10 protein-coding genes are annotated in these 13,731 nt (G+C 71.6%); 6 read left to right on the top strand and 4 right to left on the bottom strand.

What is annotated here, in order from left to right:
• Nucleotides 1-80: 80 nt before the first annotated feature.
• Both ABH941_RS30785 and ABH941_RS30780 read left to right on the top strand, forming a co-directional pair.
• Complete coding sequence (locus tag ABH941_RS30785; protein ID WP_370132855.1) at nucleotides 81-611, top strand: GNAT family N-acetyltransferase; 531 nt, start codon at nucleotides 81-83, stop codon at nucleotides 609-611.
• 25 nt (nucleotides 612-636) lie between these two features.
• Nucleotides 637-819, top strand: coding sequence for an NUDIX domain-containing protein (locus tag ABH941_RS30780; RefSeq protein WP_370132854.1), 183 nt, complete (start codon nucleotides 637-639; stop codon nucleotides 817-819).
• Between the two features lie 39 nt (nucleotides 820-858).
• Here ABH941_RS30780 and ABH941_RS30775 read toward each other — a convergent pair whose 3' ends face one another.
• Both ABH941_RS30775 and ABH941_RS30770 read right to left on the bottom strand, forming a co-directional pair.
• Nucleotides 859-1,287, bottom strand: a complete 429-nt coding sequence (locus ABH941_RS30775) for a PIN domain nuclease (RefSeq protein WP_370132853.1) — start codon at nucleotides 1,285-1,287, stop codon at nucleotides 859-861.
• A complete protein-coding gene (locus ABH941_RS30770; RefSeq protein ID WP_133997192.1) occupies nucleotides 1,284-1,499 on the bottom strand; it encodes a type II toxin-antitoxin system VapB family antitoxin in 216 nt (71 codons plus the stop codon). The genes ABH941_RS30775 and ABH941_RS30770 overlap by 4 nt, the downstream gene beginning before the upstream one ends.
• A 245-nt stretch (nucleotides 1,500-1,744) precedes the next feature.
• Between ABH941_RS30770 and ABH941_RS30765 the strand changes: the two genes are divergently transcribed.
• Entirely contained in the window at nucleotides 1,745-5,848 is a 4,104-nt protein-coding gene (locus ABH941_RS30765) for a molybdopterin-dependent oxidoreductase (protein WP_370132852.1), read from the top strand.
• An 18-nt stretch (nucleotides 5,849-5,866) separates the two neighbouring features.
• Here the strand turns inward: ABH941_RS30765 and ABH941_RS30760 are convergent, their stop codons facing one another.
• Nucleotides 5,867-7,096, bottom strand: coding sequence for a uroporphyrinogen-III synthase (locus tag ABH941_RS30760; RefSeq protein WP_370132851.1), 1,230 nt, complete (start codon nucleotides 7,094-7,096; stop codon nucleotides 5,867-5,869).
• A gap of 254 nt (nucleotides 7,097-7,350) precedes the next feature.
• Between ABH941_RS30760 and nirB the strand changes: the two genes are divergently transcribed.
• The 3 genes from nirB to ABH941_RS30745 all read left to right on the top strand — a co-directional run bounded on the left by nirB (nucleotide 7,351) and on the right by ABH941_RS30745 (nucleotide 11,745).
• On the top strand, nucleotides 7,351-9,864 hold the full coding sequence (gene nirB / locus ABH941_RS30755; protein ID WP_370132986.1) for a nitrite reductase large subunit NirB: 2,514 nt from the start codon (nucleotides 7,351-7,353) through the stop codon (nucleotides 9,862-9,864).
• Nucleotides 9,861-10,301: a nitrite reductase small subunit NirD gene (gene nirD / locus ABH941_RS30750; protein WP_370132850.1), complete on the top strand. Its 441-nt coding sequence runs from the start codon at nucleotides 9,861-9,863 to the stop codon at nucleotides 10,299-10,301. The genes nirB and nirD overlap by 4 nt, the downstream gene beginning before the upstream one ends.
• A gap of 94 nt (nucleotides 10,302-10,395) precedes the next feature.
• Entirely contained in the window at nucleotides 10,396-11,745 is a 1,350-nt protein-coding gene (locus tag ABH941_RS30745) for a nitrate/nitrite transporter (RefSeq protein WP_370132849.1), read from the top strand.
• Nucleotides 11,746-11,759: 14 nt separating this feature from the next.
• Here the strand turns inward: ABH941_RS30745 and ABH941_RS30740 are convergent, their stop codons facing one another.
• Nucleotides 11,760-13,673, bottom strand: coding sequence for a protein kinase (locus ABH941_RS30740; RefSeq protein ID WP_370132848.1), 1,914 nt, complete (start codon nucleotides 13,671-13,673; stop codon nucleotides 11,760-11,762).
• Between the last annotated feature and the right edge of the window lie 58 nt (nucleotides 13,674-13,731).

The following is a 13,731-nucleotide window of genomic DNA, read 5'->3' as shown; positions in this document are numbered from 1 at the left end:
CCGGACACCCTCCTGACCAGCGGGTCGGCCTACAGGAAAGGTGTTGCTGAAGGGACATGGCGTAGGTACTGTCGCCCGGCGTGACCCCGATTCTGCGCACCGAACGCCTGCTGCTCAAGCCGTACACCCCTGCTGACGAAGACGACTTCGTGGCGCTCTTCCAGGACGCGAGAGTATCCAGATGGATGGGAGACGGCCCCGAGCCCGAGGCTGAGGACCGCGCACTCTTCGGTCGGATCTTCACGAAGGTGTACGCCGAGAACCGGTTCCACGTCTGGGCCGTTCGGCGCGACGGCCGCCTGGTGGGCCACGCCGAGATCAAGCCCGCGACAGTCGTCGAGGGCTACGAGATCATCTACGCACTTGCCGTGGAGTCATGGGGCCAAGGCCTCGGCACCGAACTGGCGGACACGATCGTCAGCTACGGCTTCGAGACCTTGGGGCTGGCCCACGTGCACGCGACGGTCGCGGAACCGAACCACGCCTCACTGGCCTTGCTGGGCAAGATCGGGTTCCAGCACATCAGGGACATCAAGGAGGACGACGGCACTACGACCTGCCTGCTCACCCGTAGTCGCGCTGACGCCCGCGGGGCCGATCCGCAACTCTGAAACGGTAGATGGGTAAGGTCCGGGCATGCGCGAGGTCGAGGTGGTTCCGGAGAAGGCGGCCTGGGTTCTGGCGCGTGATGGGCGGGTGCTGGTGACGCGCAACCACAGCGTCGACGTCTTCTACTTCCCCGGTGGGAAGAGGGAGCCGGGTGAATCCGATGCCGAGACCTTGGCACGCGAGATCGACGAGGCTGATTCAACATCATGATCAACGGCCGGAGTGCCGGGACTACCAGCCGTGAGCACGTCAGTCGACGGCACCGAGGGGGCTGACGAAGGCATGCGGTTGGTCGGTACTGCGGGCGATGGTCTGGAAGTCCTTGTCGTAGTGCAACAAGGTCAGGCCGGAGAGCTCGGCGGTTGCCGCGACCAGGAGGTCGATAGCGCCAGGCCCTTGGTGCTGGGCGGTAGTGGCGAGTTCGTCCTGGACCTGGCGGGCGCGGCGCATCACGCCGTCCGGGGTTGGGCACCAGCTGAACATCTCGCCGAGAAGCCCTATGACGACAGCGCGCTGAGAGTCGCTGCCTGCAGCCCGGCCGATCTCCAACTCGGTGATATCACAGATGGCGAGGAGTCCGGCATCCCGCGCCTCGCGCCATCCGTACAGGTCGGGCGCGGGGCACCGGACGAGTCGGTTGAAGGCCGACGTGTCGATCAGATGAGTTGCTGCGGTCACGGTCGATAGCGCTTCTTGTCGGCGAGCAGGTCGAGGTCCAAACCACCGTCCGCAGTGAGCTGCTGCAATTCAGCCCAGGCTCGGGCCCGCCGATTGCGGTCGGCGACCTCACGCAGAGCGGTGTTGACGGTGTCGCGCTTGGTGGTGGTACCCAGCTCTATGGCGGCGGCATCCAGCGCCTCGTCGTCCAGGTCGATGACAGTGCGGCTCACGTCGGCCTCCTCGATATATCGCTACCCGTATACCAATATACACGCTCACATATACATAGCAGGTGGGCCATGTCGATGCCTTCCTGGACGGTGATCTCACCGGCCTGCCGCTCCCGTGTGCGGGGGTTGTAACCGCGTGGCTGCCGTTGGCGTCACCGTCGCGCAACAGCGGGTTTCTAGCGTTCCTGGTGGCGGGACAGTCTCGTCGGCGTGGACGAGAGGGGCCGTGGGTGCCGGAGCTGGGTGTGGCTACCGAGCAGGTGCGTACGGTGTGCTCGTACTGCGGGGTGGGCTGCGGGATCGTGCTGGACGTGGGGCGGGACGCCGAGGGGCGGCGCAGTGTGGTGCGTGCCTCCGGGGACAAGGCGCATCCGGCGAACGGCGGACGACTCTGCACCAAGGGCGCGACCAGCGCCGAGATGCTGGCGGCGCCCGGACGGCTGACGCAGGCGCTGGTACGCGTGGAGCGCGGTGCCGAGCCGGGGCCGATGGAGCTGGACGGGGCGATCGCGGAGGCCGGGCGCCGGTTGCGGGCGGTGCTGGACGAGCACGGGCCGGACGCCGTCGCCCTCTACGTCTCGGGGCAGATGTCGCTGGAGGCGCAGTACCTGGCGAACAAGCTGGCCAAGGGCTACGTCCGGACCAGCAGGATCGAGTCGAACTCCCGGCTGTGCATGGCCAGCGCGGGCAGCGGCTACAAGCTGTCGCTGGGCGCGGACGGGCCGCCCGGCTCCTACCAGGACTTCGACCACGCGGACGCGTTCCTGGTCATCGGGTCCAATATGGCCGACTGCCACCCGATCCTCTTCCTGCGGCTGCTGGAGCGCCGCAAGGCGGCCGGGGCGAAGCTGATCGTGGTGGACCCGCGCCGCAGTGCCACCGCCGACAAGGCCGACCTGTTTCTGCAGATCAAGCCGGGTACCGACCTGGCCCTGCTGAACGGACTGCTGTACCTGCTGGTGCAGAACGGCGACGTCGACGAGGAGTTCGTCGCCGAGCACACCGAGGGCTGGGAGGCCATGCCGGCCCTCCTGTCCGACTACCCGCCGGCGCAGGTCGCCGAGGTGACCGGCATACCCGAGGCGGACATCCGCCGGGCCGCCGAGTGGATCGGAGCGGCCGGCGAGTGGATGAGCTGCTGGACGATGGGGCTCAACCAGTCCACGCACGGCACCTGGAACACCAACGCCCTGGTCAACCTGCACCTCGCCACCGGGGCGATCTGCCGCCCCGGCAGCGGCCCGTTCTCGCTGACCGGCCAGCCCAATGCCATGGGCGGCCGGGAGATGGGCTACATGGGCCCCGGACTGCCCGGCCAGCGGTCGGCGCTCGACCCCGGCGACCGCGCGTTCACCGAGGAACTGTGGGCCCTGCCCGCCGGCACCCTGCGCGCCGAGGCCGGTCAGGGCACGGTGGAGATGTTCGAGCGGATGGCGGCCGGGGAGATCAAGGCCTGCTGGATCATCTGCACCAACCCGGTGGCCTCGGTCGCCAACCGCAGGACGGTGATCGAGGGCCTGGAGGCGGCCGAGCTGGTGATCACCCAGGACGTGTTCGCCGACACCGAGACCAATGCCTACGCCGACATCGCCCTGCCCGCCGCGCTCTGGGCCGAGTCCGAGGGCGTGATGGTCAACTCGGAGCGCAATCTGACGCTGAGCCGCAGGGTCGTCGACCCGCCCGGCGAGGCGCTGCCGGACTGGCAGCTGATCGCCCGGGTGGCGCGGGCCATGGGCTTCACCGAGGGCTTCGCGCACAGCTGCGCCGAGGAGGTCTTCGAGGAGCTCAAGCGCGCCTGGAACCCGAAGACCGGCTGGGACCTGCGCGGAGTGGACTACGACCGGCTGCGGGACACCCCGGTGCAGTGGCCCAGCGCCGATCCGGCCGGCCCCGACCGCAACCCGGTCCGCTACCTCAACGACGGCGTCAGCCAGACCCTGCTGGTCCGCCCGGACGGGACCAGGCCCCGGCTGGCCTTCCCCACCCCTAGTGGCCGTGCGGCCTTCTTCGCCCGACCGCACCTGCCGCCCGCCGAACTGCCCGACGACGACTACCCGTTCGTCCTCAACACCGGTCGGCTGCAGCACCAGTGGCACACCCTGACCAAGACCGGCAAGGTCGCCAGGCTCAACAAGCTCGATCCCGGCCCCTTCGTCGAGCTGCACCCCGAGGACGCCGCCGCGCTCGGGGTGGTCGACGGCGACGGGGTGGAGGTGGCCTCGCGGCGCGGGCGGGCGGTGCTCCCGGCGCGGATCAGCGACCGAGTCAGGCGCGGGGACTGCTTCGCGCCGTTCCACTGGAACGACCTGTTCGGCGAGTACCTCAGCGTCAACGCGGTGACCAGCGACGCGGTCGACCCGATCTCCTTCCAGCCGGAGTTCAAGGTGTGCGCGGTGGCGCTGGCGAAGGTCTCCAGCGCGACGGCGACCACCGCCGAGCCGCTGCCGGAGCCGGCCCGTGCCACGCTGCCGGAACTCGTACCGGCGCTGGCCCACGCGCTGGGAATTGAGACGACGCCCCCCGCCCTCGACGACAGCGCGCGCCGCTATCTCTCCGGGTTCCTCGCCGGGCTGACAGCCAGGCCGCTCACCGACGGCGCGGTACCGGTCCTGCCGTCCGGCGCGCCGTTGCAGCGCGCCCACGCCGAGTGGGTGGACGGCATGCTCGCCGGGTTGTTCTCGCGCTCCCCGGTGACGGCGAACGAACCGACCCAGCGCACCCGGGAAGTCGTGGTGCTCTGGGCCTCGCAGACCGGGAACGCTGAGGAGGTCGCCACCGCGGTCCGGGACCGACTGGCCCTGGCCGGACGGACGGTGGAGCTGCGGGACATGGCCGACGCCGCTCCGCAGACCCTGGTCGACGGCGCGGACCTGCTCGTCGTCACCAGCACCTTCGGCGACGGCGATGCCCCCGACAACGGCGCCGGCTTCTGGAAGTGGATCACCGACGCGAACGCGCCGAAGCTGGCCGATGTCCGCTACAGCGTCCTGGCCCTCGGCGACTCCAGCTATGACGACTACTGCGGCCACGGCCGGCGGCTGGACGAGCGCCTGGACGAGCTCGGCGCGCAGCGGTTGCTGCCGCGCGTCGACTGCGAGCCCGACAGCTACCAGCAGGAAGCCGAACGGTGGTTGGAGCAGATCGTCGGCCTGCTCCAAGACACGCCCGCAGGCACGCCCGCAGGGCCGACCTCGGCAACGACCACGGCCCCCGCTCCGACGCCCGCCCCCGCCCGTACCGGCCAGGCTCCGTTCACCGCCCGGCTGACCGGCAACCGGCTGCTCAGTCTTCCGGGCGCCGCCAAGGAGGTCCGCTCGTTCGCCTTCGACACCGGCGGCGCCCTCGCCTACGAGGCCGGCGACGCCCTGGGCATCCGTCCGCTCAACTGCCCTGACCTGGTCGCCGAATGGCTGGAGGCCACGGGGCTGGACCCGGGCGCCGAGGTGGCGCTCGCCGACCGGGGCGCCGTCCCGCTGCGCGAGGCGCTGCTGCGCCACCTGGACATCACCCGGATCACCCCGGCCCTGCTCCGCTTCGCGTCCGAGCACACCGGGGACCGTGAGTTGCGCCGGCTGCTGCGTCCCGACAACAAGGACGAGCTGGCGAAGTGGAGTTGGGGCAGGCAGGCGGTCGACCTGGTCGGCGGGTTCTCGCTCGGGATCACCGCGCAGGAGTGGGCCGAGCTGCTCAAGAGCCTGCAGCCGCGGCTGTACTCCATCTCCTCCAGCCCGCTGGCCCACCCGAACGAGCCCAGGATCACCGTGTCGGTGCTGCGCTACGACGGTCTGCGCGGACAGCGGCGCAAGGGCGTGGCCTCGACCTATCTGGCCGACCGCTCCCCCGGCGGCGAGGTGTCGGTCTTCGTCCGGCGGTCACCGCACTTCCGGCCGCCGGCCGACCCGGCCACGCCGATGATCATGGTCGGTCCCGGCACCGGGGTGGCGCCGTTCCTGGGCTTCCTGGAGGAGCGCCGGGCCCGCGGCCACTCCGGCCGCAACTGGCTCTTCTTCGGCGAGCAGCGCCGTGGCACCGACTTCTACTACCGCGAGGAGCTGGAGGAGTTCCACCGCCGGGGCGTGCTCACCCGGCTGGACCTGGCGTTCTCCCGCGACCAGCGGGCCAAGGTCTATGTGCAGGACCGGATGCGCGAGCATGGCGCGCAGGTGTGGTCCTGGCTCCAGGACGGAGCGCAGCTGTATGTCTGCGGCGATGCCACCCAGATGGCCAAGGACGTCCAGCGGACGCTGATCGACATCGCCGCCGCCCACGGCGGGCTCGGTCCTGCGCAGGCCGCAGCGTACGTCGAGCAGCTCGCGGCGGACCGGCGTTATCTCAGGGACGTGTACTGATGCTGCGTCAGGACACCGTCAGCCGCCGGTGACCGCGAGCCGGTAGCCGCGCTTGGGCACGGTACGGACCAGGGCCGCATGCGGCCCGAGCGCGGTGCGCAGCCGGGCCACCGCCGCCTCGACGGCGTGCTCGTCGGCGCTGACGCCGACCCAGACCCGGCGCAGCAGTTCGGCCCGGCTGAGCACCCGTCCCGGCTGCTCGGCCAGTGCGCGCAGCAGGGCCGCCTGGGTGGGCGACAGCCACAGCGTGCCGTTGGGGGTGATCACCGCGCTGCCCTGCAGGACCAACCGGGCGCTGCCCAGCTGCAGTTCGCGGTTGCCGACCGGGAGGGCCTCGACGATGGTGCGCACCAGCGAGCCGAGCCGGCCCCGGTCGGGGTAGACCGGACGCACGCCGTGCTCCTCCAACGGGCGGGCGCAGACCGGTCCCACGCACACCGGCAGCACCCCGTCCCGCAGCGCCGCCAGCACCTCAGCGTGCAGTCCCTGGGCGTGCGCGCAGTCCAGGAAGCCGGTGATGGCCGGCGCGCTGGTGAAGGCGATCGCCTGGATCTCCCGACGGATCGTCTGCTCCACCAGACGGCGTACCGCTTCCGGGTCCGACGGCGGGGCCCAGCGGTAGACGGGGACGGTGATCACCTCGGCCCCCCGCTCGCGCAGCGCCGCGGCGAAGGCGTCCAGGGGCGCGCCGTGCTCCTGCAGGGCGACCCGCCGCCCGCGCAGGTCGCGGGCGAGCAGCCAGGTGAGCAGCCCGTCATTGGCCTCGTTCGGCGGCGCGTACGCCTCGCCCAGGCCGCTGGCGCGGACGGCGCCGGTGGCCTTGGGGCCGCGGCTGATCACCACGGCGTTGCGGCAGGCGTCGCTGAGGCGCCGGCCGAGTCCCCAGCCGTCGGCGGCGCTCATCCAGCCGCGCCAGCCCACGCCGGTGGTGGCGACGACGTAGTCGAGCGGCGCCGCCAGGCACAGCTCGGTCGCCTGGCGCAGGGCGTTGTCGTCCTCCAGCGGGACGATCCGCACCGTGGGAGCCTCGACGACTCTGGCCCCGCGCCGCTTCAGCAGCGCGACCAGCTCGTCGCGGCGACGGGCGGCAGTGACCCCGACCGTGAAGCCGGTCAGCGGCCCGGAGTTGGCCGCGCCCTCGCCGGAACCGGCAGCCTCGGTCGGCTCCGGGCCACCGGCGCCCTTGATCGAGTCCGCGCTCCCGGCGGGGCCTGCGGACGCGGAGTCGGGAGTGGGAACTGTTGCCATGCTCCGCAGGCTCCATCAGCGGTGTTTCGGTGCTGTTGCGCCGCCGTCACGGGGCGATGAGCGAAACGACAGCGCGGCATACAGCAGATGACGCGGCGGTCACCAGGTCGGGGTGCCCGCGTGAGGGACACGTACCGCTGCGGCAACACCGGCGACCCATCCCGGAAACCGCCCCCGACCACGCTCGATGCCATGAACACCCTGCGAGGAGAGAACCCGTGACGCTGAAAGACCTGGTCCTGGTCGGCCATGGCATGGTCGGTCAGCGTTTCCTGGAGGCCCTGTTCGAACAGCCGCACGACTGGCGCGTCACCGTGCTCGCCGAGGAGCCCCGACCTGCCTACGACCGGGTCCATCTGACCTCGTGGTTCTCCGGCACGACGGCCGAGGAGCTGTCGCTGTGCCCGCCGTCGTTCGCCGAGGAGAACGGCATCGACCTGCGTCTCGGCGACCCCGCCGTGTCGGTCGACCGGGCCGCCCGCACCGTCGCCACCCGCAGCGGCGCCGTGCTCGGCTACGACGCGCTGGTGCTGGCCACCGGCTCGTACCCGTTCGTGCCGCCGGTCCCCGGCCATGACGCCCGGGGCTGCCATGTCTACCGCACCATCGAGGACCTGGAGGCGATCAGGGACGGCGCCGAGCGGGCCAGGGTCGGCGCGGTGGTCGGCGGCGGGCTGCTGGGCCTGGAGGCCGCCGGAGCGCTGCGCGCAATGGGCCTGGAGACCCATGTGGTGGAGTTCGCACCGCGACTGATGGCCATTCAGGTGGACGACGGCGGCGGCAAGGTGCTGCGCCGTGCCATCGAGGAGCTGGGCGTGGTGGTGCACACCGGCGCCGGCACCCAGAGCATCGAGACCCACGAGGACGGCGCGGTCCGGGGCATGACCCTGTCCGACGGCAGCTCCCTCGACGCCGACCTGGTGGTGTTCTCCGCCGGGGTCCGCCCCCGCGACCAGCTCGCCCGGGACTGCGGACTGACCGTGGGCGAGCGCGGCGGCATCGTGGTGGACGAGCAGTGCCGCACCTCCGACCCGCGGATCTCCGCCATCGGCGAGTGCGCGCTGGCCGCCGACGGCCGGGTCTACGGCCTGGTCGCCCCCGGCTATGCGATGGCCGAGGTCGCGGCCGCGGAACTGACCGGCGCCACCGGATCGTTCACCGGCGCCGACACCTCCACCAAGCTCAAGCTGCTGGGCGTGGACGTGGCCAGCTTCGGCGACGCCCACGGCGCCACGCCGGGCTCCCTGGACGTGCTGTACTCCGACAGCCGCTCCGGCGTCTACAAGAAGCTGGTGGTGCACCCGGACGGGCGGCTGCTGGGCGGCGTGCTGGTCGGCGACGCCGAGTCCTTCGCCACCCTGCGCCCGCTGGCCATCGGCGGCGCACCGCTGCCGGTCTCCGCCGAGCAGCTCATCCTCCCCGCCTCCGAGGGCGGCGCGGCGAGCAGGCTGGAGCTGCCCGACGACGCCGTGGTCTGCTCCTGCCACAACGTCACCAAGGGCGCGATCCGCGCGGCCGTCGCCGAGCAGGGCTGTACGAGCCTGCCCGAGGTCAAGAAGTGCACCAAGGCCGGCACCGGCTGCGGCAGCTGCCTCAAGCTGATGGGCGGCATCGTCGGCGCGGAGCTGGAGGCGGCCGGCGTCGAGGTCGCCAAGGGCCTGTGCGAGCACTTCGCCCACACCCGCTCCGAGCTCTACGAGATCGTCCGGGTCAAGGGCATCACCAGCTTCGCCCGGCTGCGGGACGAGCACGGTACCGGCCTGGGCTGCGAGATCTGCAAGCCGGCCGTGGCCTCCATCCTGGCGAGCCTGGGCAACGGCCACATCCTCGACGGCGAGCAGGGCTCGCTGCAGGACACCAACGACCACCACCTGGCCAACCTCCAGCGCAACGGCTCCTACTCGGTGGTCCCCCGGGTCCCCGGTGGCGAGATCACGCCCCAAGGGCTGATCACCATCGGCGAGATCGCCCGCGACTTCGGGCTCTACACCAAGATCACCGGAGGCCAGCGGATCGACCTGTTCGGCGCCCGGGTCGACCAGCTGCCGGCCGTCTGGGCCCGGCTGGTCGACGCCGGGTTCGAGTCGGGCCACGCCTACGGAAAGGCGCTGCGCACCGTCAAGTCCTGTGTCGGCGAGACCTGGTGCCGCTTCGGCGTGCAGGATTCGGTGGGCCTGGCGATCGAGCTGGAGCTGCGCTACCGGGGGCTGCGGGCCCCGCACAAGCTCAAGTCGGCGGTCTCCGGCTGCGCCCGCGAGTGCGCCGAGGCGCAGAGCAAGGACTTCGGCGTGATCGCCACCGCCGAGGGCTGGAACCTCTACGTCGGCGGCAACGGCGGCATGACGCCCCGTCATGCCGACCTGCTGGCCAAGGACCTGGACCGGGACACGCTGATCCGCACCATCGACCGGTTCCTGATGTTCTACATCCGCACCGCCGACCGGCTGGAGCGCACCGCGCCCTGGCTGGACCGGCTGGAGGGCGGCCTGGACCATCTGCGCGCGGTCGTCATGGCTGACTCGCTGGGCATCGCCGACGATCTGGACCAGATGATGGCCCGTCATGTCGAGACCTACCAGGACGAATGGGCGGCCGTGCTGGCCGATCCGCAGCGGCTGCGCCGCTTCGTCTCCTTCGTGAACGCGCCCGGCACCCCCGACCCCACGGTCCGCTTCGTCCCCGAACGCGACCAGATCCGCCCCGCCCGCTCCGACGAGGACGGCCACGTCCTGATCGGCGGCACCAGCCTGGAGGTACGCACCCGATGACCGAGATGCTCGCCGTCGAAGCCGACGTCAATGCCGTCGATGTCAGTGCCGCCGGTACGGTCTGTACCGTCGAGATCCACGACGGCCAACACTGGGTCCAGGTATGCGAGTTGGACGATCTGCTACCGGGACGGGGAGTCGCCGTGCTGCTCGGCGCAGACCAGGTCGCCCTGTTCCGCGACCCGGCCGACGGCCTGCACGCGCTGGACAACCGCGACCCGTTCAGCGGCGCCTACGTCCTCTCCCGTGGCCTGCTGGGCAACCGCGGCCCGGTCCAGGTGCTGATCTCCCCGATGCTGAAGCAGGCATTCGACCTCGACACCGGCCACTGCCTGGACGAGGACACCGCGCCGGACGGCAGCAGCGCGACCCTGCGCCGCTGGCCGGTGCGCAGCCGTCCCTCACAGGCTGCTCCGGACGGCGTGCGGGAACCGTAGCGCGCCGGAACCGACAGTGCGCAGGGCATGAAACCTCCGCCCACCAGCATGGGAACCAGTCAACAACGTCCCTCTACGTGAGGCTGGTTCACCCATGAGCGCAACAGTAGACAGCACCGTCGAAGCGGTCGCACCACCCCGGTCCCGGTCCATTTCGGACTGGCGTCCGGAGGACGAGGCATTCTGGGAGCAGACCGGGGCAGTGACCGCCCGGCGCAATCTCGTCTTCTCGATCCTGTCCGAGCACATCGGCTTCTCGGTCTGGAGCCTGTGGTCGGTGCTGGTGCTCTTCCTCGGGCCGAAGTACCACATCGACCCGGCCGGCAAGTTCGTGCTCACCGCCGTCCCCACCGCTTGCGGTGCGGTGCTGCGCCTGCCTTACACCTTCGCCGTCGCCCGCTTCGGCGGCCGCAACTGGACCGTCTTCAGCGCCCTGCTGCTGCTGGTCCCCACCGTGTTCGCCGCGGTGGTGCTGCACCCCGGCGTGAGCTACTCCACGCTGCTGGTCGCTGCTGCGGTCGCCGGGGTCGGCGGCGGCAACTTCGCGTCCTCGATGGCCAACATCAACGCCTTCTACCCGCAGCGGCTCAAGGGCTGGGCCCTTGGCCTGAACGCCGGCGGCGGCAACCTGGGCGTGCCGGCCGTGCAGTTGGTCGCGCTGCTGGTGCTGGCCACCGCCGGGGCCGCGTACCCGCGGCTGCTGGTCCTGGTCTACATCCCGCTGATCGTTCTGGCGGCGCTGGGCGCGGCCCTGCGCATGGACAACCTCACCATGCTCCGCAACGACCGCAGGGCCATGCGTGACGCCACGAAGGACTACCACACCTGGGTGGTGTCCGCGCTCTACATCGGCACCTTCGGCTCCTTCATCGGCTTCGGCTTCGCCTTCGGCCAGGTGCTCCAGGTCCAGTTCCACACGCAGTTCGACACCCCGCTCAAGGCCGCCTACCTGACCTTCCTCGGCCCGCTGCTGGGATCCCTTTCCCGCCCGCTCGGCGGCCTCCTCGCCGACCGCCTCGGCGGCGCCAGGATCACCCTGTGGACCTTCGCCGCGATGGCCGCGGCCACCATCGTGGTCCTGGTCGCCTCGGAGCAGAAGTCGCTGGCGCTGTTCCTCGGCGGCTTCATCCTGCTCTTCACGCTCAGCGGGATCGGCAACGGCTCGACCTACAAGATGATCCCGGCGATCTTCCGCACCAGGGCCCAGGTCGCGGTCACCGAGGGCGCCGATCCGGTCCAGGCCGAGCAGTCCTCGCGGCGCAGCGCCTCCGCGCTGATCGGCATCGCCGGCGCGATCGGCGCCTTCGGCGGGGTCCTGGTCAACATCGCCTTCCGGCAGTCGTTCCTGAGCTCCCACAACGGCAATGCCGCCTACCTGGCCTTCATCGGCTACTACGCGCTGTGCCTGGTGCTGACCCGGGTCTTCTACACCAACCGGGTCTGAGCAGGCGGCCGGGGTCAGTTGCTGGTCGAGCGCAGGGCGGCCCAGGTGAGCGGGCCGACCTGGCCGTCGACCTGAAGGCCCTTGGCGGTCTGGAAGGCCTTCACCCCGGCCTGGGTCCCGGTGCCGAACTGACCGTCGACACCGGAGGAGCCGACTCCGTAGCCGCGGTTGACCAGCATGCACTGCACCTGGCGGACCCGGGCGCCGGTGTCCCCGTACTGGGTCTGGGTGGTGCCGTAGTAGTAGGTGCAGTTCCTGATCCAGGCCGGGCTGGTCGGCGAGGCCGCAGGTGCGGTGGTCGGGGTGGACGCCTTGGTGGTGGTCACCGCGGCGGCCGTGGTCGCGGCCGCGGCAGCCGTGGTGGCTCCCGCAGCGGTGGTCGCGGCCCTCGCCGCGGTGCTGGTGCCCGCGGCTGCACCGGCGGCCGGCGTGGTCGCACCGCTGGACGGGGTGGCGGCGGCCGTGGTCCCACTCGCCTTGGCGCTCAGGGAGACCGACGCGCTCACTGTCCCGGTCGAGGTAGCGGTAGCAGCCGAAGTCACCCCGGGAAGGGCCGAGGCCGAAGCCCCGCCGGAGGCCGCAGCGTTCGCTCCATGGGCGCCGGAACTGCCGGTCCCCAGCAGCACCCCTGCCACCGCGATCGCCCCGACCGCGACGGCGGAACCCGCGACGACCAGCACAGTGCGTCGCCGGGAGGAGGACGGCGCGGTCGGCCCCGGCGGCACGGTACGGGGCGGCGGCGCGGCCATCACATAGGCGGGCTGCTGCAGCACCGGAAGCGTCGGCGGGGTCCGGGGCGGACCGACCGGCGTGGCCGCCCCGTACGCCTGCCAGGGCGCGGCGGCGGGAGTCGGGTCGGGAGTCGGGGCGGGAGTGGGCACTGCCCCGGCCCCCGAGAACAGCTGCACGGTCGACTGCGGTCGATCAACCTGCGGCTGCACAGCCTGAGGAAGCGTCAACTGCTGTGCAGCCAGGGCTATCTCCACCCGGCGGACGATCTCCGCGCTCAGCGCGGCCGACCAGGGCGCGAGCACCCGCCGGCTCGCCGCCTGGGCGGCGATCTCCTCCGGCTCCGGCCTCGCCGCAGGGTCCTTGTCCAGGCAGGCCCGGACGAGCACGGCCAGCCCGGGGTCCGCCAGCTCGACCCGTGCCAGCACATCCTCCTTCGGCGGCTCGAAGGCCACCCGGTGCAGGACGTCGACACTGGTGCCGTCGCCGAAGGGACCGTTCCCGGTGACCGAGTAGGCCAGCACCGACCCCAGCGCGAACACGTCCGAGGCCGTGGCCACGCTCTGACCGCGCACCTGCTCGGGCGACATGTAGGCCGGGGTGCCGACCTGCTGCCCGGTGGTGGTGATCGAGCTCCGGTCGGCGGCCTGCGAGATGCCGAAGTCGATGACCCGGCAACCGTCGGTCCCCAGCACCACATTGGACGGCTTGACGTCCCGGTGCACCACGCCGACCCGTTCCATCGCGGCCAGGGCCTGGGCCAGGTCCCCGGCCAGCCACCAGGCCGCCTCCGCGCTGAGCACGCCATGGGCGGCCACCGCCTCGGAGAGGTTGAGCCCGGGGATGTAGTCGGTGGCCATCCACAGCAGGTCGCCGTCGAGCCCGGTCCCGAGCAGCACCGCCGCCTGCTCGCCGTGGACCCGTCCCAGCGCCTCCGACTCCCGCTCGAAGCGGCGCCGGAAGCCGTCATCCTCGGCGTACTCCGGGCGGATCACCTTGACGGCAGCCAGCCCGGCGCTGCCGTCCAGCGGTCGGCCCAGGTAGATCCGCCCCATCCCGCCGCCGCCCAGCGCGGCGAGCACCGCGTACGGGCCCACCCTGCGCGGGTCGGCGGCCCGCAGCGGGGTCGCCCCGAGCCGGTCCAGCCCCGTGGCGGCGAACAGGCGTGGATCGGACAGCTCATCATGCTGCTGCGACATGGTGCGGGCTCGACTTCCCCGTTGCGGACATGACCGTCGTGACCGAGGTGCTCAGGAT

Origin of the sequence: Streptacidiphilus sp. EB103A (assembly GCF_041261405.1) — a bacterium.
In the GTDB taxonomy this organism is placed as follows: Bacteria; Actinomycetota; Actinomycetes; order Streptomycetales; family Streptomycetaceae; genus Streptacidiphilus.
This window is presented reverse-complemented; position numbering and strand designations above follow the sequence as displayed.

Bases quoted from the DNA above. Each gene is read 5' to 3' on its own strand.
- ABH941_RS30780 (WP_370132854.1), top strand. From the start codon at position 637: ATGCGCGAGGTCGAGGTGGTTCCGGAGAAGGCGGCCTGGGTTCTGGCG.
- ABH941_RS30760 (WP_370132851.1), bottom strand. From the start codon at position 7,096: ATGGCAACAGTTCCCACTCCCGACTCCGCGTCCGCAGGCCCCGCCGGG.
- nirB (WP_370132986.1), top strand. From the start codon at position 7,351: ATGGTCGGTCAGCGTTTCCTGGAGGCCCTGTTCGAACAGCCGCACGAC.
- nirD (WP_370132850.1), top strand. From the start codon at position 9,861: ATGACCGAGATGCTCGCCGTCGAAGCCGACGTCAATGCCGTCGATGTC.
- ABH941_RS30745 (WP_370132849.1), top strand. From the start codon at position 10,396: ATGAGCGCAACAGTAGACAGCACCGTCGAAGCGGTCGCACCACCCCGG.
- ABH941_RS30740 (WP_370132848.1), bottom strand. From the start codon at position 13,673: ATGTCGCAGCAGCATGATGAGCTGTCCGATCCACGCCTGTTCGCCGCC.